This is a genomic window from Burkholderia sp. PU8-34 (genome assembly GCF_053427725.1).
In genome coordinates this window covers 330,826-353,311 of sequence record NZ_JBSAXC010000002.1, presented here as the reverse complement: position 1 = coordinate 353,311, position 22,486 = coordinate 330,826, and the positions used below count along the sequence as shown (strand labels likewise).

15 protein-coding genes are annotated in these 22,486 nt (G+C 71.6%); 2 read left to right on the top strand and 13 right to left on the bottom strand.

The features are described from left to right. Nucleotides 1-134 precede the first annotated feature (134 nt). The gene (locus ACV22Z_RS06285; protein WP_448075458.1) at nucleotides 135-1,721 is read left to right on the top strand and encodes an acid phosphatase; all 1,587 of its coding nucleotides are present in this window, start codon (nucleotides 135-137) and stop codon (nucleotides 1,719-1,721) included. Nucleotides 1,722-2,018: 297 nt separating this feature from the next. Here the strand turns inward: ACV22Z_RS06285 and ACV22Z_RS06280 are convergent, their stop codons facing one another. The 9 genes from ACV22Z_RS06280 to bcsB all read right to left on the bottom strand — a co-directional run bounded on the left by ACV22Z_RS06280 (nucleotide 2,019) and on the right by bcsB (nucleotide 17,218). Then, entirely contained in the window at nucleotides 2,019-2,213 is a 195-nt protein-coding gene (locus tag ACV22Z_RS06280; RefSeq protein WP_448075457.1) for a hypothetical protein, read from the bottom strand. Next, entirely contained in the window at nucleotides 2,195-3,751 is a 1,557-nt protein-coding gene (gene bcsG, locus ACV22Z_RS06275) for a cellulose biosynthesis protein BcsG (RefSeq protein WP_448075456.1), read from the bottom strand. The genes ACV22Z_RS06280 and bcsG overlap by 19 nt, the downstream gene beginning before the upstream one ends. Before the next feature lie 330 nt (nucleotides 3,752-4,081). Continuing rightward, complete coding sequence (gene bcsA / locus ACV22Z_RS06270) at nucleotides 4,082-6,679, bottom strand: UDP-forming cellulose synthase catalytic subunit (RefSeq protein WP_448075455.1); 2,598 nt, start codon at nucleotides 6,677-6,679, stop codon at nucleotides 4,082-4,084. After that, complete coding sequence (gene bcsQ / locus ACV22Z_RS06265) at nucleotides 6,676-7,455, bottom strand: cellulose biosynthesis protein BcsQ (protein ID WP_448075454.1); 780 nt, start codon at nucleotides 7,453-7,455, stop codon at nucleotides 6,676-6,678. Before bcsQ ends, bcsA begins: the two co-directional genes overlap by 4 nt. Continuing rightward, the gene (locus ACV22Z_RS06260) at nucleotides 7,452-7,673 is read right to left on the bottom strand and encodes a hypothetical protein (RefSeq protein ID WP_448075453.1); all 222 of its coding nucleotides are present in this window, start codon (nucleotides 7,671-7,673) and stop codon (nucleotides 7,452-7,454) included. Before ACV22Z_RS06260 ends, bcsQ begins: the two co-directional genes overlap by 4 nt. Further along, nucleotides 7,670-9,652 (bottom strand): cellulose biosynthesis protein BcsE, encoded by a 1,983-nt coding sequence (bcsE, locus tag ACV22Z_RS06255; protein WP_448075452.1) that lies wholly within the window; start codon nucleotides 9,650-9,652, stop codon nucleotides 7,670-7,672. Before bcsE ends, ACV22Z_RS06260 begins: the two co-directional genes overlap by 4 nt. Nucleotides 9,653-9,674: 22 nt before the next feature. After that, entirely contained in the window at nucleotides 9,675-13,670 is a 3,996-nt protein-coding gene (locus ACV22Z_RS06250) for a cellulose synthase subunit BcsC-related outer membrane protein (protein ID WP_448075451.1), read from the bottom strand. After that, nucleotides 13,655-14,884, bottom strand: a complete 1,230-nt coding sequence (bcsZ, locus tag ACV22Z_RS06245; protein WP_448075450.1) for a cellulose synthase complex periplasmic endoglucanase BcsZ — start codon at nucleotides 14,882-14,884, stop codon at nucleotides 13,655-13,657. The genes ACV22Z_RS06250 and bcsZ overlap by 16 nt, the downstream gene beginning before the upstream one ends. 3 nt (nucleotides 14,885-14,887) lie before the next feature. Further along, complete coding sequence (gene bcsB, locus ACV22Z_RS06240) at nucleotides 14,888-17,218, bottom strand: cellulose biosynthesis cyclic di-GMP-binding regulatory protein BcsB (protein ID WP_448075449.1); 2,331 nt, start codon at nucleotides 17,216-17,218, stop codon at nucleotides 14,888-14,890. Between the two features lie 82 nt (nucleotides 17,219-17,300). On the opposite strand from bcsB, the gene ACV22Z_RS06235 reads away from it, so the two are divergent. After that, nucleotides 17,301-17,735, top strand: a complete 435-nt coding sequence (locus ACV22Z_RS06235; RefSeq protein WP_448075448.1) for a hypothetical protein — start codon at nucleotides 17,301-17,303, stop codon at nucleotides 17,733-17,735. A 248-nt stretch (nucleotides 17,736-17,983) separates the two neighbouring features. On the opposite strand, the gene ACV22Z_RS06230 is transcribed toward ACV22Z_RS06235, so the two are convergent. The 4 genes from ACV22Z_RS06230 to ACV22Z_RS06215 form a co-directional block, all read right to left on the bottom strand. Beyond that, nucleotides 17,984-18,430 carry a hypothetical protein gene (locus ACV22Z_RS06230; protein ID WP_448075447.1) on the bottom strand — a complete coding sequence of 149 codons (447 nt, stop codon included), beginning with the start codon at nucleotides 18,428-18,430 and terminating at the stop codon, nucleotides 17,984-17,986. After that, nucleotides 18,430-19,833, bottom strand: a complete 1,404-nt coding sequence (locus tag ACV22Z_RS06225) for a phosphatase PAP2/dual specificity phosphatase family protein (protein ID WP_448075446.1) — start codon at nucleotides 19,831-19,833, stop codon at nucleotides 18,430-18,432. The genes ACV22Z_RS06230 and ACV22Z_RS06225 overlap by 1 nt, the downstream gene beginning before the upstream one ends. Beyond that, nucleotides 19,833-21,623: a bifunctional alpha/beta hydrolase/class I SAM-dependent methyltransferase gene (locus ACV22Z_RS06220; RefSeq protein WP_448075445.1), complete on the bottom strand. Its 1,791-nt coding sequence runs from the start codon at nucleotides 21,621-21,623 to the stop codon at nucleotides 19,833-19,835. The genes ACV22Z_RS06225 and ACV22Z_RS06220 overlap by 1 nt, the downstream gene beginning before the upstream one ends. 83 nt (nucleotides 21,624-21,706) lie before the next feature. Further along, nucleotides 21,707-22,312, bottom strand: coding sequence for a CDP-alcohol phosphatidyltransferase family protein (locus ACV22Z_RS06215; RefSeq protein WP_448075444.1), 606 nt, complete (start codon nucleotides 22,310-22,312; stop codon nucleotides 21,707-21,709). Nucleotides 22,313-22,486: the final 174 nt, after the last annotated feature.

Below are 22,486 nucleotides of genomic sequence, written 5' to 3'. Positions count from 1 at the left end.
CCTACACTTGCCTGTCAAACGGGGTCCAGATAATGCGCAACCGACCGGCGCACATCGGTCGACATTCGAGTCTGCCGCGCCGGCTCGTCCACAACCTGGTTCCCACACGCGACAACAAAGAGAGAGAACGACGCATGAAGAAGCACGCCTGGATTCGCTACACGCCGATCGCCCTCGCGGCCGCGCTCAGCCTGACTGCCTGCGGCGGCGACGACGTCACGCAGCAGGGCCTGTCGGCCGTCAAGAACGTCGTCGTGATCTACGCGGAAAACCGCAGTTTCGACAACCTGTACGGCAATTTCCCCGGCGCGAACGGCCTGCAGAACATGACGGCGGCGAACTCGGTCCAGAAGGATCGCGACGGCTCGACGATGGCGACGCTGCCGAAGGTCTGGGGCGGCCTCACCGCAACCGGCATCACGCCGGCCGTGACCGAAGCAATGACGGCAAACCTGCCGAACACGCCGTTCGCGATCGACGATCCGAAAGGCTTCAACCAGTCGATGAGCATCGCGACGCGCGACATCGTGCACCGCTTCTACCAGGACCAGATGCAGATCAACGGCGGCAAGAACGACATGTACGCCGCGTGGACCGATGCGGGCGGCCTGACGATGGGCCACTACACGCCGGATCCGTCGAAGCTGCCGCTGTGGAAGATCGCGCAGCAGTACGTGCTCGCCGACAACTTCTTCATGGGTGCGTTCGGCGGCTCGTTCCTGAACCACCAGTACCTGATCTGCGCGTGCGCGCCGTTCTACGCGAACGCGAACACAAGCCCGGCAGCCGGCAAGATCGCCGTCCTGAACGCAGACGGCAAGTCGCTGGCGGTTGCCGCGAACTCGCCGGCATCCGCGCTGAGCGGCCCGCCGAAGTTCGTCAACGACGGCGCGCTCACGCCCGACTTCTACGCGGTCAACACGATGCAGCCGCCGTACCAGCCGAGCGGCAACAAGGCGGCGACGGGCGGCAACCCGCTGCTCGCCGACCCGGCCAACGGCTCGACGATGCCGCCGCAGACGGCAACCAACATCGGCGACCTGCTGACCAATGCGAACGTGTCGTGGGCGTGGTACGGCGGCGCGTGGGGCCAGGCGCTGCAGGCCAGCCAGAGCGGCACGTCGAACGTGATCTACGGCGCCGACCTGTCGACGCCGAACTTCCAGCCGCACCACCAGCCGTTCAACTACTTCGCGAACCAGGCGCCGGGCACCGCGAGCCGCGCGCAGCACCTGCTCGACGGCGGCGCGAACGGTGCCGCGTTCATCCAGGCGATCGATGCGGGCACGCTGCCGGCGGTGACGTTCTACAAGCCGCAGGGCAACCTGAACGAGCACCCGGGCTACACGGACGTCACGTCGGGCGACCAGCACATCGCCGACGTCATCGCGCACCTGCAGGCGAGCCCGCAGTGGAAGAACATGGTCGTGGTCGTCACGTACGACGAGAACGGCGGCTTCTGGGATCACGCCGCGCCGCCGACCGGCGACCGCTGGGGCCCGGGCACGCGCATCCCGGCGCTGATCGTGTCGCCGTTCGCGAAGAAGGGCTTCGTCGACCACACGCAGTACGACACGGGCTCGATCCTGCGCTTCATCACGCGCCGCTTCTCGCTGCCGCGCCTCGCCGGCCTCCAGCAGCGCGACGACGCGCTCAAGCAGAACGGCGCGCAGCCGATGGGCGACCTGACCAACGCGCTCCAGCTGTCGCCGAACCTGTAACGGGACGGCCGGCCGGCGCAACGCCGGCCGGGCCGGTCCTGCCGGTCTCATGCGACCCGGGCGGCCTCGGCCGCCCTTTTTCATTTCGCGCCACGTTCGTGCAATCCGCGGCGCATCGCCTGCATGCGCGGCACGCGCCTGTGGCGCCTGTGGCGTCTGTGGCGTCTGCGTTGTCTGCGTTGCCTGCGTTGCCTGCGTTGCCTGCGTTGCCTGTGTCGCCTGCGTTGTCTGCGTTGCCTGCATCGCCTGCGCAGACGACGCGGATGGCGGCCGGAATACGCGCCGCGCCGGATGCCCCTACCTCCGCAGTCCCATCAGCTTCGCGAGCACCGGCCAGCGCTCGAGCGACTCGACATACGCGCGGCGTGCCTGCTCGTCGACGTAGCGCTCGGGATCGAGCGCCGGCAGATGGCGCGCGAGGCCGATCACGTCGTTTGGCTGCGACAGGCGCGCGTCGTCGCCGCCGGGAAGATTCACTTTTGGTCGATCCATACGCCGTCCGGAGTCTTGACCGCATAGCCCGCGGCCGTCTGCATCGTCACGGTGCCCTCGTTCTCGCCGACCATCCGCGTGCGCGGCAGGTCCGCCGCGTACTGCGCGAGCGTCACGCCCGGCTTGAACGGACTGTTCGACACGAGGTTCGACATCAGCTGCGACAGCGCGAGGAAGCTCGACGGCTGGTCGATCACCGTCGTCGTGCCGTGGTTGCCCTGGAAGCCGACGAGCCGCACGCCGACCGGCACGTGCACGACGCGCGGCGTCGGGATCTCGCGCAGCCCGGCCACCTGGTTCTTGTCGCCGCGCAGCGCCGCGCCGTGCTCCGGCACGAACACGATCACCGCGCGCCGGCCCGACGACGCGATCAGGTCCGCGAGCCGGTCGAAATCGTTCATCAGCTTCGTCGCGCGCTGCGGATACGAGTCGATGCTCGTCAGCGCACTGCCGACCACGCGGTTGCCGTCGTGCATGCTGATCGTGTTGTAGTACAACGCGACCGGCCCCGGAATCGATGCGCGCTGCGTGTACCAGTTCGCGAGCGTCGCGTAGTCCTCCTTGATTTCCGAGCCGTCGAACGCGTGCATCGCGACCGGCGCGGCCGCGTTCGACACCAGCGGAGCATCGGGCACGCCCATGTTCTCATGCACGATCTGCAGGAAGTTGTCGAAGTGGCCGTCGTGGTTCAGCAGCGACTGCGCGGTGTAGCCCGCGCGCGCGAGCTGCGAGAACAGGTAGCACTGCTGCGGCGCCGGCTTGTACAGATCCGCGTGCGCTTCCTGGCCGCAGCTCGCGCGCAGCACGCGCAGCGCCGCCGGGCCGCTGTAGCTCGCCGCCGAGCTGAAGTTCGTGAACAGGTAGTCGAAGTGGCTGAGCATCGGATGGTTGCGCACGTTCGCTGCATCGAGGTCGTCCCACGCGAGCGAACACACGTGCAGCACGATCACGTCGAACTGCGTCGCCGGATCGCTGCCGAGATGGCCGAACGCAACCTGCCGCTGCGATTCCTGCGCGCGGAACGCGGCGAGCGCGGCATTGTGATCCTCCGGCTGGCCGGCGCGCGCCGCGCCCGCAAGCTGCGCCTGCGCCTGCGCATTCGCGCCGGCGCGCGCGACCATCCCGGTGCCCGCCTCCCAGAGCGGCATCACGACAAGCGCGGCCAGCACGAACGTCGCGACGCGCAGCCAGCGGTTCACGACGAAGTACACGATCAGCGCACCGGCGACGATCAGCAGCAGCACCGGCGGCAACAGGCGCGGCAGGATCTCGATCCAGTAATCGAAGCGGAACGTGCTCATCTCGCGCAGCGCCTCGGCAAGCCGCGCGAGCGGTGGTGCGTGCAGCTCGTGCGCAAGGAGCGGCACGGCGATCGCGATCGCGGCGATCTGGCGGACGATCCGCCACGCGCGCCGCCGGATCGGCGCGCTGGCCGCGAGCGCCACCGCGAATGCGAGGTTCGCGAGCCACAGCGGCGCCAGATGGCCGGTCGCGAACAGCGCGAACTTCAGGATGAAATACAGATTCCAGAACGTCATCGAAACTACTCCGTCATGAGCGGCGGCTTCTGCGTCGGCCCCGCCTCGGCTTCCTACGTCAACTTCCTGCCTCGGTTTTCCTGCCTCAGCGTCTTGCCTCAGCCTTGCCTTAGCGTCTTGCCTCAGCGTCTTGCCTCAGCGTCTTGCCTCAGCGTCCTGCCTCAGCGTCTTGCCTCAGCGTCTTGCCTCAGCGTCCTGCCTCAGCGTCCTGCCTCAGCGTCCTGCCTCAGCCTCCCGCCTCAGCGTCCTGCCTCAGCCTCCCGCCTCAGCGTCCTGCCTCAGCCTCCCGCCTCAGCGTCCTGCCTCAGCCTCCTGCCAAAGCATCCTGCCTCAGTCGCGCGCCCGGTCGAGCGCCAGCATCGCCTGCGCGCTGCGCGACACCCCTTTCAACAGGCGCACGTAACCGTCGACGCCCACCTGCAACACTTCCTTCAGCCCCCGCAACGGCGTGTCGGTTCGCGCGCCTTCGTGCCAGTCGAGCCACGCGTCCGCGCGGCCGAACGTGCACTGCACGAGCTGCCGCTCCTGCTCGAGCGTCAGCGCATCGAAGCTCACGCCGATGTGCGTCGGCGTCACGCGGCACACGCGCACCGGGAACGGGAACGGCCGGTCGCCGCGCGTCACGCACACGGTCAGCGTGTCGCCAACCGCGACCTTCAGCCCCGGCACGGCCTCGAGTCCGAGACCGCCTGCCGAATAGTCGCTCGTGAAGCAGGCGGCCGTCGTGCCGTCGGCGAGCAGCAGCGTTGCCGGCACGCGCATCGCAATCCGGTGCGTGACGCGCACCTGCTTCGCCTCGCGCGCGACCGCGAGCGCAGCGCCAAGCATCGCGAGGTTGTAGACCGTCCAGCCTATCGTGATCAGGATCGTCGACGCCTCGTCGCCCTGGTCCACGATCAGCCGCCAGATGCCGGCCACGATCGCAAGCACGTTCACCGCGAACAGCACGAGGTACGGTTTCGACGTCGACCAGTCGACGTAGCCTTCCTCGATCTTGCCGCCCTTGTCGGTCACGTTGAACTTGCCGTGCTTCGGGCTGAAGAACGCGACCGTCGTCGGCAGCGCGATGTACCACGCAAGCACCGATTCGTAGACTTCCGCCCAGAACGAATGGCGGTAGCGCCCCTGCATCCGCGAGTTCGCGATATTCGCGAGCACGAGGTACGGCACGACGTAGCTCGCGAGCGCGACCGACGCCGCGTTGATGAAGTACAGGTGGAAGAACAGGTACGCGAGCGGGATCGTCAGGAAGATCAGCCGCGGAATCCCGTAGAAGAAGTGCAGCATCGCGTTGCCGTAGCAGATCCGCTGCACGAAGCCGAGCCCGCGCCCGAGGAACGGGTTGTCGATCCGGAAGATCTGCGCCATCCCGCGCGCCCAGCGCGTGCGCTGCTTCACGTGGCCCGCGAGGCTCTCGGTCGCGAGGCCCGCCGCCTGCACGGTCGGCAGGTACGCGGACGTGTAGCCGCGACGATGCAGCTTGAGCGCCGTATGCGCATCCTCGGTCACCGTCTCGACCGCGACGCCGCCCACCTCCTCGAGCGCGCTGCGCTTCAGGATCGCGCACGAGCCGCAGAAGAACGTCGCGTTCCACAGGTCGTTGCCCGACTGCACGAGGCCGTAGAACAGGTTGCCCTCGTTCGGGATCTCGCGGAACGTGCCGAGGTTGCGCTCGAACGGATCGGGCGAGAAGAAATGATGCGGCGTCTGCACGAGCGCGCATTTCGGGTCGCGCAGGAACACGCCCATCGTCGTCTGCAGGAACGAGCGGTTCGGCACGTGATCGCAATCGAAGATCGCGATGTATTCGCCGTGCGTCTTCGGCAGCGCGCGGTTGATGTTGCCGGCCTTCGCGTGCCGGTTGTCGTCGCGCGTCAGGTAGTCGATGCCGGCCTCGCGCGCGAACGCCTCGAACTCGGGCCGCTTGCCGTCGTCGAGCAGGTACACGCGCAGCTTCGCGCTCGGCCAGTCGATGCTCTGCGCGGCGAACACGGTCGGCTTCACGACCGACAGCGGCTCGTTGTAGGTCGGGATGTACACGTCGACCGTCGGCCACGCGTCCGGATCGTCGGGCAGCGGCACGACCGGCCGGTCGAGCGGCCAGGCGGTCTGCACGAAGCCGAGCAGCAGGATCAGCCAGGTGTATGCCTCCGCCGCATACAGCAGGTAGCCGGCGAACGCCTCGACCGGGCTGCGGAAGTCGAGCGTCTGCGTCGTGCGCCACCACACGTAGCGCACGGTCGCGAGCAGCGCGAGCGAGCCGAGCGCGAGCGTCGGCAGGTGGCCCGGCAGCCGGCGCAGCGCGAGCGCGAGCACCGCGACGGCCACGAAGAACGCGAACTGCGCGCCGGGCATCAGCGGCGACATGCCGGCGACGGCCCACAGCAGCGCGCCGGCCGCGAACAGCAGCGGCGCGAGCCAGCGATGCCGGCCGACCCGGTTCGCGCGAGCGTCGACCCAGCCGCCCCAGCGGTCCCACGGCAGCCGCGCGAGCGCCGCGTTGCAGTGCCGCCCGATCGCGCGCACGAACACATACGCGGGCACGACCGTCTTGTCGAACCAGGCGAGCGGATCGCGCGCAGGGCGGCCGTCCGCTTGACGCGGCGCGCGCACGAACGCGCGCCACAGCCATTCGCGCGGGCTGAGCGGCTGCAGCACGCCCCACTCCGCCGCAAGCCGCAGGAACAGCGCGCGCGCATGACGACGCACGGAGTCGGGCCGGCCAGGCGGCGGCACGTGGAAGAAGAGACGCACGACCCAGTCGAGCCGCGTGCGTTCCGCAGGCAGCCCGAGCCCGCTTGCGAGCCAGCCGGTCGCGCGGCGGCCTGCTGCGCGCAGCGCGGCGCCGAATCCGGCCGCGAACCAGGCGGCAAACCAGGCGGCGAACCGGGCTGCCGTCCCGCCGGCTCCGAACCCGCCGGGCTTCATCGCCTCCCTCCTGCGCGCCCCGCCATCGCCGCATCGAGCCATGCGTCGACCCAGTTCGCGACGCCGTGCAGGTCGTGCGACACCTGCGAGTACGGCGCATCGTCGAAGATCCAGCTGCCGCGCGCGAGCGACTCGGGCACCGCGGCGTCGATGTGAATCCGCTGGTCGAGGATCACCGCCGGGCCCGCGACCTCGCGCAGCATCGCGAGCGCATCGCGCTGCAGGTCCCGGGCCGGGTTCAGCCGGTTGACGACGATCTGCAGCGCGCCGCCGCCGGCCCGCAGCGCGCCGAGCCGCGCGCTGACGGTCGCGCATGCGGCCGGCTCGGGCGGCGTGACGACGAGCGTCAGGTCCGCGCAGCGGATCGCGTGCGCCGCATGCAGCGACGGGTAGCGGGCGGTGTCGATCAGCGCGACGCCGCCGGCCGGCAGCGCGATCTCGCCGAGCGCGCGCGGCAGCCAGCCGGGATCGGCCGCGAGCCGCGCTTCGCAGGCGGCCGCCTGCGCCGCATCGACATCCCCGTACGGGACGAACAGCACGCCGTCGGCATTGCGCCACGTCTGCGCGTGCCACGGTTCGGGGCCGCCGAGCAGCGTCTGCGCGAGACCGAACGGCGGCAGCGTGTCGAGGCCGAGCGATGCGCCCAGCAGGTTCTGCGGATCGAATTCGACGGCCACGGCCGGCCGGCCGCGGCGCGCGAGCAGCACGGCGAGCGCGGCGGCAAGCGTCGTGCGGCCCGCGCCGCCCGTCGTCGACGTGATGGCGATCGTCTTCATCGCGTGCCCTCGCGGCCGGCGTCCACGGCATCCGCAGCGCCCGGCAACAGCCGCCCGCGCAACGCGACCGGCACGATCTCGCACGGCACCGCGTCGTGGCGGTCGATCCGCCGCGGCGCGTGGAAGCTGCGGCCGAGGCCGAGGTGCTGCGCGACGATCCAGACCGGCACCGCGATCGCGATGCCGACGACGAATCCGATGACGATGTCGGCGATCATGAGGCCTCCGGCTTGCGCAGCGGCATCGCGCTGCGGGTGGCGCCGCGCGCACGCGGCGCGGCGAACAGGTCGGGCACGGCGCGTGGGCCGGCGACATCAGGCGTTGCCGGCAGCACAGGATCGGCCGTCGTGGCTGCTGCAGCCACCGCAGCCACCGTTCCCGGCGGCGTTCCCGCTTCGCTCGCGGGCTGCGCGGGTGCGGCGCCGGCCGGCAGCGTTGCCGCTTTTGCCGCTTTTGCCGCCTGCACCGCCGGCGCATCGGCCGCCGGATGCATCGCGACGAACAGATCGCTGTAGTCGGCGATCGGCGCGCGCCGGTTTTCCGTCTTCAGCACGTTCAGCTCCGCGTCGATGCTGCCATGCGCGAGCAGCACGACCCGGTCGGACACCGTCTCGACCGGCACGTCGAAGATCCGCTTGAGCGCCTCGTCCGCATCGGCCGGCTCGCACGCGAACAGGAACACGTACAGGTGCTCCGCGTCGGCCGTCACGACGTCGCCCGCGCGGCGCGGCTGGCAGTGGCGCAGCGCGTCGACGTGCGCGACGCCCGGCAACAGCGTTATCTTCACGAGCGTGTGCGGCAGCGCGAGCACCGCGCCGCGATCGAGCACCGCGCGGATCCGCAGGCAGAATGCGCCGACCGGCAGGTAGCCGAGCACGGTGTCGCCGAGCGCGGCGGCGAGCGCCGCCCGGTAGTCGGCGGCGACCGGCCGCGCATGGAGCTGCCCGTGCAGCGAACGCACGGCGGCCTGCATCCGCGAGAACGGCAGGTCGCGCCCGACCACGCTGTTCGCGCCGAGGCTCAGCACCAGCATCTCGAACTGATGGCGCAGCACCTCGCCGCGCTCGACGATCGCGATCTTCAGCGCGCCGCCGCATTGCCGCCGCAGCGTGTGCACGTCCGCGCACAGCGCCTCGAGCTGCGTACGCGTGCGGAACGCGAGCACGGCGGTCGCGGCCTGCGCCTTCGCGCACGCGGCGACGACCTCCGCGTTGTCGTCGACGATCTCCCAGTCGGGCGGCACCCACTGCTCGCGCTCGACCACCGCGCGGCTGACGACCACCCGGTCTTCGTCGCTCGCGAGCTTCATCTGGCGCGGCGCGACGACCGCATCGGCATCGAAGATCGCCGACAGGCGGCCGCTCGGCGCGAAGCGCAGCGGCCGCACCTCGCCCGCGGCGAGCGTGTCGCCCGAGCGCCAGAAGTCGACAACCCACAGCAGCTCGCCGTGCGTGCGCTGCAGCTGCGCGACGCCCGCGCACACGCTGTGAAAGCCGCTGCGGCGCGTGCGGCGCGTGTCGCGCACGAGCGGCGGATCGTCGGTCTGCACGTCGTCGGCGCCCGCGTGCGCGTCGTCCGGATCCATCAGCAGCACGACCGCGATCCGGTGCATCCGGCACCAGTCGGCGAACGCGCGCCCTTCTTCCGCGAGCGCGGCTGGATCGTCCCAGCTGAACCAGCGCTCCGCGCCTTCGACGAAATACAGCGCGCGCGCGCGAAAGCCGAAGCGCTTCATCGCGCGGAACCCGCCCATCAGGCGCGCGAACGGGCCCGGCTCCGCGCGGTGCGCCGCGTCCGGATGCGGATCGGCGGCCGCGTCAGCCGGCGGCATCGCGAGCACGTTCAGGTTGCGCGGCCAGCCGGACGCGATCGCGGCGCCGGCGAACCCGCGCTCGCCGAGTTGCGCGGCGACGCTCGCGGGCTCGCGGGCGAGCACGACCGTCACGTCGCGCGTGCGCGCCTGGCGCGCGCTCTCCCACACGAGCGCGTCGCACGCGGTCGTGCGCGCGGCCGCGTAGACCGCATACAGGCCGCCCGGCTCGAGCTGCGTCCATTCGTCAGGCAGGCCGTCGATCGCGAGCCGGCTCAGCGTCGACACGCTGCCGTCGGCCGGGCCCATGCGCAGCAGCGCGCGCAGGCGGCCGAGCATGCCGGCGGCGCCGAGCACGGGACGAGTGGCTTCGAAGTCGGTGTTCACGCTAGTGCATCCCTTGTCACGCCTAGTAATCCGAATACAGCCGCACCGGCGTCGGCGTGACGAGGCCGGTCTGCGGTGCGCGCGCGTCGAACGCGTAGCGCAGGTACACCAGCGCCGAACTCGGCGCGTAGTCGTGCGAACGGTCGATCTTCAGTTGCGCGCCGACGCTCAGGTGCGGATTCACGCGGTATTCGACGGCGCCGTTCACGCCGTACGAGAACGCGACGCCGCGCGTCGAGCTGCCCGCGTAGACGAAACCGGCGAGTTCCTGTGCCGCCCGCTGGTCCGAGAACGTCGGGAAATACAGCGAATCCTTTTCGTAGCTGTTCGAAATGCCGCCCGTGACGGTCAGGTCCCACGACAGTGCGTCGTGCCGCCCCGCCCATTCGATCGGCACGCCGAGCGACAGGTAACGCTGCGGACTGTAGTAGCCGCCCTGCCCGTACGTGTAGTAGCGCAGGTTCTGCGCGTAATGCCATGCATTGCCGACGAGCCCCGTGCTCACGCGCATCGTCGCGCGCTCGTAGACCGGCAACGTGAAGCCCGTGCGCAGCGTCACCTCGGCGTTGCGCTCGACGTTGCGGCCGGTCAGCACGCCCCCGCCGAGTTCCGCGAACAGGTTCGCGCGGCCCACGTCGACCGATGCACGCAGGTCGACGCCGTCGCGACGCACACCGCCCCAGACCGCGCCCGTCCACGGATCGCGCAGCCCCGCGTACGACAGTTCGCTGCTCGTCTCCGGACGGCGCGACGCGTTCAGCGAGAAGCTCGCGGGCCCCGCGTCGAAGCGGTAGCGCACGCCGCCGACGAGGTAATGCACCGGGAAGCCGAGCGGCGACGTGCCAAGGTCGATGCGCCATGCGTCGGAGCGGTAGCCGGCGCCGAGCGCGACACCCGTGGCCGACTGGTGCAGCGAGTTCGGCGGATTCGCAATCAGCGAATCGACCGGCTGATTCAACTTGAACGGAGCGAGCAGCCCACTCAGCGCCTTGAGCGCCGGGTAGGTTCCGAACGTCTTGAGCGCATAAGAATTCGGATCGCTCGTGTCGAGCGTGCCGGCATCGAGATGCACGGTATCGATCTGCAGGAACGCATGCCCGTCGTAGCGGACCGGCATCTGCATGTAGATCGGCACCTGCTGCGCGCGATACGCGGACACGCCTTCGTCGCCCGACTTGTAGGCGGGCAGCCAGCCGATTTCGATCTCGGGGTCGCGCCGCTGCTCGAGATCGGCGAACGCGGCCTGGGCGGGCGTGCGTCCGTCGCGCCGCGGCGTCACGCTGGTCGCGCGCTCCTGCGACAGCGACAGGCGGTACAGCGACGCCGCATCGTCGTAACGGCCCTGCGCCTCGGCGACGCGCCCCGCCGCGACCGTGACGTCCGGCCGCGTCGGCCAGGCCGCCTGCAGCCTGTCGGTGACCTGCGCGGCATCGTCGGCGCGGCGCAGCGCGGTCAGGCGGCGCACCGCCGACAGCTGCGTGTCGACGTCGTCGGCCGGCGTGCGCGCGAGCACGGCCTGCACGCGCGCCAGCGCACCGGCGCGGTCGCCGCTGTCCTCGTCGATCCGCGCGAGCGCGAGCTGCGCGTCCGCGTCGTCCGGCGTGCGCGCGACGACCGGCGCGAGCGCGTCGCGCGCCGCGCCGTAGTGGCCCTGCGCGCGTTCGAGATCGGCCACTTCGAGCGCGTAGCGCTCGTCGGCCCTGGCCGCCGGGCTCGCGCCGTCGAGCAGCCGGCGCGCGCGGGGGTAGTCCTGCTGCGCGATCGCATCGTCGGCGTTGCGCAGGATCCGCCGCAGCGACTGGTCGTCGAGCCGCGCGGCCTGCGTGGCAGTCAGCGGCGGCCCGCGGCGGATCGCGTCGAGCCATGCGACGAGTTCATCGTCGCGCCCCGCGCTGCCGAGCAGGTCGCCATAACGCAGCCGCACGTCGGCATCGGCGTCGCGCGGGTGCGTGGCGATCCAGTCGCGCAACGGCGCGAGGCCGCGCTCGGGCTCGCCCGCGTCGATCCATTGCGCGCCGACCGCGGCGAGCAGGTCGGGATCGTCCGGCGCAAACGCCTGCGCGTGCGTGAGCGCCGCCGCGAACGCCGCGCGGTCGCCGCGCCCGAGCGCGCCGCGCGCGTCGGCGAGCGCGCGCTCCGCATCGAGCTTGCGGGCGAGCCCGCGCATCCCGTCCGAACGGAGTGCATCGTCGACCGGCGCGAGCGCAGCCTGCGCGCCCGCGATATCGTCGATCGAATTGCGGTACAGCGCGGTTGCATAACGCATATCAGGCGTGTCGGCCTGCGCGATCCCTTCGTCCATCACCGTGCGGCCCAGTTGCGGCAGCCCCATGTCGCGGTACAGCCGCGCGAGCGCGAAACGGGTCCACTGCGCATCGGGCGCCGCGCGCACCGCGGCTTCGTAGCGCTGCGCGGCCGGCCCGCGCTCGCCCTTGTCGGCGAGCGCGCGCGCCTGCTGCGCGAGCAGGTCGGCGCGCAGGCCGTCGAGCGCGCGCCGGTCGTCGCGACCGGCAACGCGGCCCTGCAGCGCATCGAGCAGCGGGCCGACCTGGTCCGCACGGCCGGTGTTCTCGTAGAGCATCATCGTGCCGCGCACCGCGGACAAGCTCGGCGTACGGGCGGCCAGCAGTCCGCGCAACAGCGGCTCCGCGTGCGGCCAGTCGCGTTGCGCGAGCAGCGCGTCGGCGAGCAGCAGCTTTGCGTCCGGACTGTCCGGCTGCATCGCAAGCGCGGCGCGCGCCGCGCGTTCGGCGTCCTTCGGCAGCCCCGCGGCGGCCGCCGCGCGGCCCTGCGCGAGCGTGCCCCAGAACTGCGCGGTGCGCGCGAGGCTGTCCCACTTGTCGCGATTGTCGGGCGCGAGCGCCGCCGCGCGGACGAACAGCGCGCGCGCGTCGTCGTGCCGGCCTTCGCGCAGCCGCAGCAGGCCGAGCCCGCCGACCGCGTCGGCGTCGCTAGCTCGCGCGCGGGCGGCCTGCGTCAGCAGCGGGTCGGCCGCCGCGAGATCGCCGCGCGCGAGCGCCTGCAGGCCGCGCTGCTGCGCGAGGTAGTTCGGGTCGTGTTCGAGCCTGCGCTGCGCGTCGCGCTTGCGGACCATCACGGCGATCTTGTCCTGGAACTCGGTGTCGTCCGGCACGAGCTCGAGGTACGCATGCATCGCGTCGAAGTAGGCCGGATCCGTGCCGGCCGCCTGCAGCACGCGCCGCCACGCGTCCATCGCCGCCGCGCGGTCGACGTCCGTGCGCCGCGCGAGCGCCCACGCGAGCCGGTTCGCTTCCGGGCGCGACTCGCTGCGCTGGTTCAGGAGCCGCGCGAGCGCCAGCGCCGCGTCGGCATCGTCCGGATCGGCCGCGACCGCGCGGCGCAGCGCCAGCATCGCCGGCTCGCGCCCGCCGGGCGCATTCGCGACGATCTGGTAGTACTCGGCGCCGAGCGCGCCCGACGGCGCGCCGTTCGGAAACAGCGCGACAATTCGCCGGGCCGCCTCGTCCGGCTGGCCGCTGCGCGCGAGCAGGCGAATCTGCGCCATCTCTTCGCGCCCGCTCGTCGCGACCCGGTATTCATCGTCCGCGCGCCGCGTGTCGGGCGCGCCGGGCGCCTGCGCCTTCAGGCGCGCGAGCGCGGCCTGCGCGCCCTTCGCATCGCCGAGACGCAGCAGCACGCGCACCTGTTCGGCCAGCAGCGCGGGATCGCCGGGCGCGATCAACAGCCCCTTGCGGAGCGCGTCGCGCGCGAGGTCGTCGCGATGCTTGAGCCCCCACATGCGCGCGGTGGCGAGCAGACGCTGCGCGTCGGTCAGATCGCGCGTGGCTGGCATGGGTGCGGCCAGCGGCGACGCTGCCGGTGAAGGTGCTGTCGATGAAAGCACGGCGGGCACGCCTGTGGCCGGCACCGGCGCGGCCGTTTTCTGCGCGGACGGTTTCTGCGGGGGCCCGGACGCCGGCGCCGCCGCGCAGACCGACGACGCGAGCCATGCGAGCCCGGCCACGTGCGGCGCGGTGCGCATCAGCGGGCGGCGCATGGCTGCTCCTGCCAGTGCACGTCGAGCGTGCCGTCCGCGGCAAACCGGTAGCGCCCGTCGCGCCAGCCGAAGCCGAACAGCGTCAGCACGCTCGTGTAGTAGCCGGGCGGCGACTGGCGCGCGAGCGTATCGACGCGCGCTGCCTGCGCATCCGCGAGCGCATGCTGGCCGCGCGCGTCGAGGAACGGCACGGCTGCCGCCGAAAAGCCGCCGTTGCCGTCGTTCGGCCCGGCGACGCCCGTCGTCGTGTCGACCTTCTCCGGCGGCGCGCCGTGCGCGGCGATGTGATCGGCAAACGGCGCGAAGCGCGCGAGCAGCGGCGCGGCGAGCGGATCCGCCGGATCGAGCATGCCGGCCCACAGGTACACGCGGATCGCGTTGTACGCGCTCTCCGCGTGCGTCGACGGATCGGGCGCGAAGCCCGCGCCCGCGCGGTACAGCGCCCAGTCGGGCGAGAAGCCCTTCGGCGCGGTGTCGAGCAGCACACGTCCGGTGCTCGCCGCGAGCGCCGCCCAGCGGCGGTCGTCCGGCAACCGCGCGCCGAGCCCGCGGATCACCTGCGGCGGCGAATAGCTCGGATTGACGCGCCACAGTTCGTTCCCGAGCCGGAAGCCGACCGGCCCCGGCAGCAGCGTGACGCCGAGCCCCGGCACCATGGCCGTCTCGTCGTCGAGCACGCGCTTCGCGAGCAGCGCGCCGCGCGCCGTATAGCTGCGCTCGCGCCACAGGCGGCCCGCTTCGACGAGCGCATACGCGATCCACAGATCGGCGTCCGATGCGGCGTTCGCATCGAGCACCCGCCACGCGCCGTCCGCCGCGCGGCCCCACAGCCACGCGGGCAGGTGCGCGCTCAGGTCGCCCTGCGCGAGATGGCTCTCGGTCCACGCGAGCATCCTGTCGAACGCGGGCCGGTCGTTCGCGACGAGCGCGAAGAAGAGTCCGTATGCCTGCCCCTCCGACACCGTGCGCGCATCGGCCGAGCCGACGTCGATCACGCGGCCGTCGGCCGACACGAAGTCGCGCTTGAATGCGTCCCAGCGCGGCCAGGCGGCCGCTCTGGCCGCGCAGGCTGCGCCCGCGTCACGTGTGGCCGGGGCAGCGGCCGGCGCGCCGCCGGCCGCGAGCGCCGCCGACGCCGACAGCGTCAGCGCGAGCGCCATGGCGGCGCGGCGCGCCGGCCCGCCTGCCCGTCGCGTAGCCCTTGCATGCGCCATCCGTCACATCCCCCGTCGCCGCGCGGCAATCCTTTGCAGCACGCTGAACGCGCCGAGCGCGAGCAGCAGCCCGGCGACGACGCCGATCACGCCGAGCGCGACCGGATGCCGCGCCGCGTGCGTCCAGACCCGCGCGTACCACGGCACGAAACCGACCACATAGGGTTCGCCGACACGCATGCTGTCGACCGTGCCCGGCCGCACCAGCGCGAGGTCGCCCTGCAGCTGCGACACGAGCCCGGCGTTCTCGAACACGTCGAGGAGATCGTTCAGGTGCGGCGCATCGGTCGCCGTCATCGCGACCACGCTGCGGCCGCGGCTGCCCGGCAGCTCGAAGCCGAGCAGCGCCGCGAGCGAGCCGGCCTGCTCGATGTGCGCGCCGCCTTCGGCCATCCCGACGCCATTGCGCCAGCGCTCCTTCACCGTGAACGCGACACGCGTGCCGCGCCCGCCGCCTGCCTCGCCGAGCGACAGCGGCAGCGCCGCGCGCCAACGCTCGATCAGCGGGAACGACGGCGCGCCGTCGATCACGAGCAGATCCTTGTCGGTGAGCGCGGCGACGCCGCCGGAGCGCGCGACCTGCACGCGCAACGCCGGGAAGCCGGTCCATCCGCCCATGTGGCCGAGCATCGTCAGGTACGCCTCGAGCTCCTGCGGCGACGGCTTGTCCGCGATCACGACCGCCGTCTGCGACAGGTCCGCGAAGCGCGTGAACGGGAAGCCGCTGTTCGCGAAATACGCGAGGTTCGGCAACTGCGCGTAGTGGACGAAGTGCGAGAAGTCGATCGTCGAATCGGGGTCGATCGCCGCGCGCTGCGGCTCCGTCGCGGTGCTCGAGCAGAGCCCCGTCTTCTGCGAATCGAGCGTGAAGCGGAACTGCAGCTGGTTGCCGCTGCCGACGCGGAACGCGGGGATGTCGACGTCGCTCGTCACGCGGCCTTCGGGCACCGACAGCAGCGGCAGCTGCATGCGGCCGCGCGCGTCCTCGGCGTGGGCCGGGCCGAGCCGGTACGACTTCACGAGCTGCTCGTTGATCTCGACCGCGAGCGTCGAATTGTCCTGCACGGTCGGTGCCGTGTAGCGGTAGCGCAGCGTGATCGGCACGCCCGCGCCGTTCCACGAATGCAGGTCGGCCGGCACGCGCAGGTTCAGACGGATCGCGTCCGGCGACGTGCCGCGCACTTCGAGTTCGCGCGGATCCGCCACCAGTTCGCGGAACGCGATCGGGCGATCGACCGGCAGCCAGCGCGGCGCGTCGTACGGCTTGCGCGGCGCGCCGAGGTCGACGTGCGCGACCGTCGCCGACGGCCCGGACAGCGCCACGCGGCCGAGCACCAGCGTCGCGACCGCATCGTCGACTTCCGCCGCGGTACGGCCGGTGACGACGAGCAGCTTCCGGTCGGGTGCGGCCGGGTTGTCCGCGACCGCGAGCAGCGGGCCGTTGACGGACGGCAGCGCAAGGCCCGGCGGCAACGTTGCGGCCGGGCCGACCAGCACCGCGTTGTCGTTCGCCGGCAGCGTCGACGACACCGGGAAGCGCGCGTGACGATAATCGGCGAGCGCGCCGAACCACGACGCGAGCACGCCCGCGCTGCGCAGCGTCGCCGTGTCGGGCACCGCCGGCAGCACGAACGGCAGGCGCACGCGCCCGTTGTCGCGACGATCGAAGAACGGCGCGGGCAGCAGCGCGAGATCGTTCGGCAGGCGCACCGGCGTCTCGTCGAGGATCAGCTCGCTCGTCGGGCTCACGTCGGCCCACAGCGCCGAATTCGTCGGATCCTCGCAATGGTCGAGCGTGTAGTGCGCAATCAGGCGCAGCCCGATCAGGTTGAAGTCGGAGAAGTAACGCGGATCGATCGGGATATCCTGCGTGACCATCCGGCCCGCGCGCGGCGGGTCGAACGGCACGGTCGCGACCACTTCGCCGTTGACCGAGACCTTCAGGTGCGACATCGGGAACACGAGCGACGGCGAATACGCGTAGGTCAGCCGCAGCCGCGCGCCGGTGACCACGCGGTCGAGCCGCACGCCGGCGTTGATCGTGCGCGCGTCGTCGGCGCCGCGCAGGCGCAGCGGCTCGAACGCGCCGAGCGTCGCGAACGGCATGCGCACGGTGGCCGCGGGTCCGGTCGCGGACAGCCCGCCGGGCGCCGCCACGGGCGACACGGCAACCGCAGTCGCGGCGATGGCGGCAGCGTCCGGCGCCGAGACCGGCACCGGCGCAGCGGCGGATGCCGCCGGCGTGGCAGCCGGCGTGGCAGCCGGCAGGCAAGCGGCGTAGAACGCGCCGGCCGCCGCCGTGATCGAGACGAACAACGAAACGGCCGGCTTCATGCACGGCTCCGTTTCGTCGGCTTGCCGACGATGTCGACGGCGACGCGCGCAGCGCAGCCGGTCAGGCGAATGCACATCCCCAATGCTTCCCCTTGGTACGAATTTTGATGGTCTTGATCGAAACGGCGTGACCGGTCACGACGGCGCCCCCGCGCCGTTTCGCGGCCTGCCTGACACCAGCACGCGCGCGAATCCGATGATTCGTCACACTATCTCAAAAATAGATGAAAACGTACCCCAATTCGAAACAACGAGGCAAAAAAGCCTCAACCTCGGTCAGAAATGCTGCGTCACGCGCGCAGGAGGTACGAATTGCGCCACTGCCACTGAAATCGCCGAACGGCACAATGCCGGACGGCATTCTGCCGGTGCGGAAAATCCCGGGCACCGGCCCGACAGACAGTCCGTCGGCGGCGGCCCGTTGCAGGCCGCCAGGCGCGCGTCCGCTTGGGCGGCGCGTATGCTAGCGCATTCCGGCGCCGTTCTTCGCACTTTCGATGCGGAAGCATTGACTTGAATCAATCCATCGCCATCGCCCCCTACCCCGGATACGCAGCTGAGCATCATTGCCGCGCAATCCGAGATCGCCAAGTTCGGGCTCGACCTCGGCAGCGTGATGGCCTACGTCGCCGAGCAGGTGCCGCGCCTGACGGGTGCAGCCGGCGCGGCGGCGACGAATTCGGCGTAATCCTGCCGAACCGGCTCGACCGGGCCGACACGCAGACGCAAAGCGAGCGCCTCGCCCGCCTTTGCACCGATAAACCCCTAGAACCCCGACATCGCGATCGCGGCCCCGACGACGAGCCACTGCGCAACCGCGATCAACATCGCCGTCCGGCACAGCCCGACCGCGCCGCGCACGCGCGCATCGAGCGAGCGCCCCGCCTTCGTATCGTCGATCCAGCCGAGGTCGGCAAGCGCGCGGTCGAGCGCGGCCAGCGCATCGCCGGCGCTGTCCGGCGCCGCCGTGCGCGCGAGCGCCGCGAACAGCCGCCGGTCGATCGCGATCCGCACCGCGTACCACAACGCGCCGATGCCCGACGCCGTGCTGACGGTCGCGAGCAGCACGCGCGCAAGCGGCGCCGCAGCCCACCCGGCGGCAACCCACCCGCCGGCGAGCGCCGCGGCAAAGGCCGCTGCGATCGCCCAGACGCCGGCATCGAGCGCGCCGCGGGCCGCGGCAATCCGGAACGGAGCGGACGGGTCGCACATCACGCGTGCCCCGCCGCCGCACGGCGGTCGATCCAGTCCTGCAGCACCGCGACGCCCTGTTCCGACCACACCGCGCGCGGCCGGGCCGCCCGCACCGCCGCGAGCGCGTCGCGCGCATCGTGCAGTCCGCGCCGCATCGCAAGCCACGCGGCCGCGCACAGCACGCTGCGGCCGTAGCCGAGCGCGCAGCAGACGAGCACGTCGCGGCCCTCGCCGTGCAGCCGCTCGAGCGCTGTGACCGCGTGCTGCAACTGCCGCGCGGTCGGCACGACGAGATCGAGCTGCGGCACGGCCGCATACGCGAGCGACGCATCGGCGGCGGCCCAGCGCGGCATTTCGGCGGTCAGGTCGACGAGGCCGGTGAAGCCGTGCCGGCGCAGTTCGCGCGTCGTCGGCGCGCGGCCGATCGACACGCGCTCGTCGATCCGCGCGGGCGCCGGATGGCGGAACGTCCATGCGCGCGAGTTGACGAATGCGCCGGCGATCGTCGGCGCAAGCAGCCACTGCACGAACGGCGGGAACCGGCCGTCGGCGCCCTTCAGGAACGCGCCCGGCGCGCCGCGCCGGTAGATCCACGCGACGCACGCGAGCGCCAGCGCGGCCCACCCCGCCGCGAGCGCCCAGCCGGCCGCGCGCGGCACGCAAGCGAGCGCGACCAGCGCGACGACGCCCGCGCCGAGCGCATAGCGGCGCGCCAGCGCGCGGCTTGCCGCGGACGGCGCCGCCTCCGCGCCCGGCAGCCGGCCGGCGGCATCGCGCAACGGGAACAGGAACAACGCGAGACAGCCGACCGCCGCGCCGGTCGGCACGTCGATCACGTGATGCTGGTAGGTGGTCAGCACGGACACACCGATCGCCGCGAACCACAGATGCAGCACGGCGCGCGCAAACGGGCTGCGCAGATGCCTCGCATAGACGGCCCATAGCACGACGAGCAGCCCGATATGCAGCGACGGCGCCTGGTTGAACGGCTTGTCGAAGCCCATCAGCAGCGTGAACAGTGCGCCGGCCATGCCGCCCGCGTCGGGCCGCTCGAAGCCGAAGCGCAGCGGCCACGCGATGAAGCACGCGACGGATATCAGCTGCACGGTCAGCAGGCGCTTCACGTGATCGAGCAGGTCGGCGCGGCGCGTCCAGAAGAGGAACGACAGCGCGTACAGCAGGTCGATCGACCAGTACGGCATGATCGTCCACGGCACGAACGGAATCGCGTGCTCCCAGCCGAACGCGAAGGTCGGCACCGACGGCCGCCGCGCGGCGAGCCAGTTCGCGAAGCCGTAAGTCGAGAAGAACACCGCGCCCATCACGGCGAGCCAGCCGACGCGCAGCGCGAACGACGCGTCGCGCGTGCCGGCTGCCGCCTGCGCGGCCAGGCCGCGCGCATCGCCGCCGAGCTCGCTCATCACGCGTCGGCCCGCTGATCGACCTGCGGATCGACCCGCTGCGCTAGGCTGACCGAAAAGATGCCCATCTCGTCGATCCGCTGGTCGAGCTTGCGGAACCCCGCGCGCGCGACGAGTTCGTCCATCTCGGCCTGCGAGCGGCGCCGCATCACCCAGGTCGCGTCGCCGCGGTGGTTGTTCAGCGCGCGTGCGATGAACTCGAGCTGCGGGTGCCACGGCTGCCCCGTGTAGACGAGATAGCCGCCCGGCGGCACTGCCTGCGCGAGCCCGCGCAGCGAGCGCTCGATCAGCGCATTCTCGCCGAACAGCTCGTAGAGGCCCGACACGATCGCGAGCGTCGGCTGCGGCTCGAGCGTCGCGAGGGATGCCTCATCGAACGCGTCGCCGCGCTCGAAGCGCGCGATCGGCTCGAGGCCGCGCTGCGCGATCAGCACGCGCCCCGCTTCGACGTTCGGCGGGCTGTAGTCGCGCAGCGTGATGTCGTCGGGCGCGGCGCCGTCGCGCTCGGCCGCCGACGCGATCGCGTCGAGCACGTAGCGGCCGTGCCCGGCCGCGATGTCGACGATCCGCACCGGCGCGCTCGCGCCGCGCAGCCTTGCGATCGCCGCACCGATCAGTTCCTGCAGATGCACCTTGCGCTGGCGGATGCCGACCCAGCCCGGCGAGTCGAGATACGTGCGGTCGATCAGCCTGCCGACGCCGAAGCGCCCCTGCGCGTGATTGCGGTACACGTAATCGAGCGTCGACCCCGAATCGAAGCCGAGCTTCAGCCCGAGCGCGATCCCGTCGGACAGCGCGCCGCCCGCCTTCAGCCCCGCCCGCGTGATCGCCCAGTACGCGCGTGCGAGCGGATTCGCCGGGGGCCGCTGGAGTGCCGCGTATTCGTCGTGGAACGCGCCGCGGCGGTCGGCGTCCGCGAGTGACACGCGGGGGCTGCGCGCGTCGAATTCGCGCAGCACGAACGCGCGCAGCGGCGCGAGCGCCTGCGCGCGGTCGCGCTCGCCGAGCGTGTCGTGATAGAAGCCCGGCAGCACGATGCGCTCCTTGCGCGCCGCGCCGAGCCGTTCGTAGAAGCGGTCCTGCGGGCCGCGATGGACGACCCAGTCGGCGCCGGAGATCAGCAGTTGCGTCGGCACGGTGATCGCCGCCGCGTCGGCGACGATCCGCTTCGCGGTGTCGTGCAGGTCGAGCAGCATGTTGACCGCGATCGGCCGCGTGATCAGCGGATCGGCCGCGTAGCTCGCGATGCGCTCGGGGTCGTGCGTGAGGAACTTCGGCTTCACGTAGCTGTTCACGTAGAACAGCCCGCGCAGCTTGTGCATCAGCCGCAGGCCGGGCCGCGCGAACGGCACGTACAGCTTGATGTGGAACGCCGGCGACGCGACAACGAGGCAGCGGATCGGCGGCGCGTAGTCGTGCGCCCAGGCCGCCGCGAGCACCGCGCCGACGCTCTGGCCGACGACGGCCATGTCCTCGATCGCGATGCCGTGCGTGTCGCGGATGTGTTCGACGAAGGTCTGCAGGTCGCGCACCGACGCGGCCGCGCTCGGGCTGTAGCCGCGTGCGCCGGGCGAACGGCCGTGGCCGCGCGCGTCCCACGCGAAGAACGCGAATTCGGGCAGGTCGAGCTCGTCGACGAGGTGCGCGACGCGCGCCGAATGCTCGTGGCCGCGATGCAGCAGCACGATCGCGCCGCGGCAGCGTGCGCCGGTAGCGGGCCAGTGGCGATAGAAGAGCGTCTCGCCGTCGTGGGTGATGAAGTCCGCCTCGCGGACGTTGCGTGCGCTCATGTGATTTCTCTCGGTTCGTTATTGTTTCGTTATTTGAATGCATTCGGGCATGCATTCGGCGCCGCCCTCCGGCGCCGCGGGTGTCAGCCGCCCGCTTCGCGGATGCCGGCCTGCACGCGGCGTGCCACGGTCACCATCGACAGCACGATCAGCAGCCGCCACAGCCATGCGGCGACGCTCCCCGTCGGCATCCCGACGCCGATCCACAGCGCGAACGCGCCGAGCGCGAGCGCCCGGTCGCTCTTGCCGAACGGGCCGTCGTAGCGGCGGCTTGCACCGACGAGCGGCCCGATCAGCCCCGCGCATTCGACGATGACCGCGAACAGCGCGAACAGCCAGACGTCCGCCTGCGTGAACGCCGGCACCGCGAGAAACGGCAGCACGAGCGCGATGTCCGACACGACGTCGCCGAGCTCGTTCAGGTACGCGCCGAGCGTGCTCTTCTGCCCGTGCTCGCGCGCGAGCATCCCGTCGATCGCGTTGAGCGCCATCCGGGCGAACAGCCACAGCGGAATCAAAAGGAACAGCGCCCTTGCAAACACACCGAGCCCGGCGAGCGCGCCGACGACGATCGAGCCGCCGGCCGCGAACAACGTGACCTGGTTCGCGGTGACGCCGCGCTCGGCGAGCAAATTGGCTAACGGGCGCAGGCGGTCCTGGAATTTGGGTTTGAGTGCGTAGAGGCTCATCGTTTTATTCGCACGAATGGCTGGTGCGTTTCCGCGGGCCGTGCCCCGCCGGCGGAATGCGGGTTGTCATTGAACGGCCATCATCGTCGCCGAGCGGCATGGAAGCGTCAAGCGTGCCACTGAATGCCCGCCGGGCGGGCGCCGCGCGGCAATCTGGCGTTTTACCCGGAAACT

Coding starts and splice junctions, on each gene's coding strand:
- ACV22Z_RS06215 (WP_448075444.1), bottom strand. CDS start 22,312: ATGAGCCTCTACGCACTCAAACCCAAATTCCAGGACCGCCTGCGCCCG.
- ACV22Z_RS06285 (WP_448075458.1), top strand. CDS start 135: ATGAAGAAGCACGCCTGGATTCGCTACACGCCGATCGCCCTCGCGGCC.
- ACV22Z_RS06225 (WP_448075446.1), bottom strand. CDS start 19,833: ATGAGCGAGCTCGGCGGCGATGCGCGCGGCCTGGCCGCGCAGGCGGCA.
- bcsB (WP_448075449.1), bottom strand. CDS start 17,218: ATGAAGCCGGCCGTTTCGTTGTTCGTCTCGATCACGGCGGCGGCCGGC.
- ACV22Z_RS06235 (WP_448075448.1), top strand. CDS start 17,301: ATGCTTCCCCTTGGTACGAATTTTGATGGTCTTGATCGAAACGGCGTG.
- bcsZ (WP_448075450.1), bottom strand. CDS start 14,884: ATGGCGCATGCAAGGGCTACGCGACGGGCAGGCGGGCCGGCGCGCCGC.
- ACV22Z_RS06280 (WP_448075457.1), bottom strand. CDS start 2,213: ATGGATCGACCAAAAGTGAATCTTCCCGGCGGCGACGACGCGCGCCTG.
- ACV22Z_RS06230 (WP_448075447.1), bottom strand. CDS start 18,430: ATGTGCGACCCGTCCGCTCCGTTCCGGATTGCCGCGGCCCGCGGCGCG.
- ACV22Z_RS06260 (WP_448075453.1), bottom strand. CDS start 7,673: ATGATCGCCGACATCGTCATCGGATTCGTCGTCGGCATCGCGATCGCG.
- bcsA (WP_448075455.1), bottom strand. CDS start 6,679: ATGAAGCCCGGCGGGTTCGGAGCCGGCGGGACGGCAGCCCGGTTCGCC.
- bcsQ (WP_448075454.1), bottom strand. CDS start 7,455: ATGAAGACGATCGCCATCACGTCGACGACGGGCGGCGCGGGCCGCACG.
- ACV22Z_RS06250 (WP_448075451.1), bottom strand. CDS start 13,670: ATGCGCCGCCCGCTGATGCGCACCGCGCCGCACGTGGCCGGGCTCGCA.
- ACV22Z_RS06220 (WP_448075445.1), bottom strand. CDS start 21,623: ATGAGCGCACGCAACGTCCGCGAGGCGGACTTCATCACCCACGACGGC.
- bcsG (WP_448075456.1), bottom strand. CDS start 3,751: ATGACGTTCTGGAATCTGTATTTCATCCTGAAGTTCGCGCTGTTCGCG.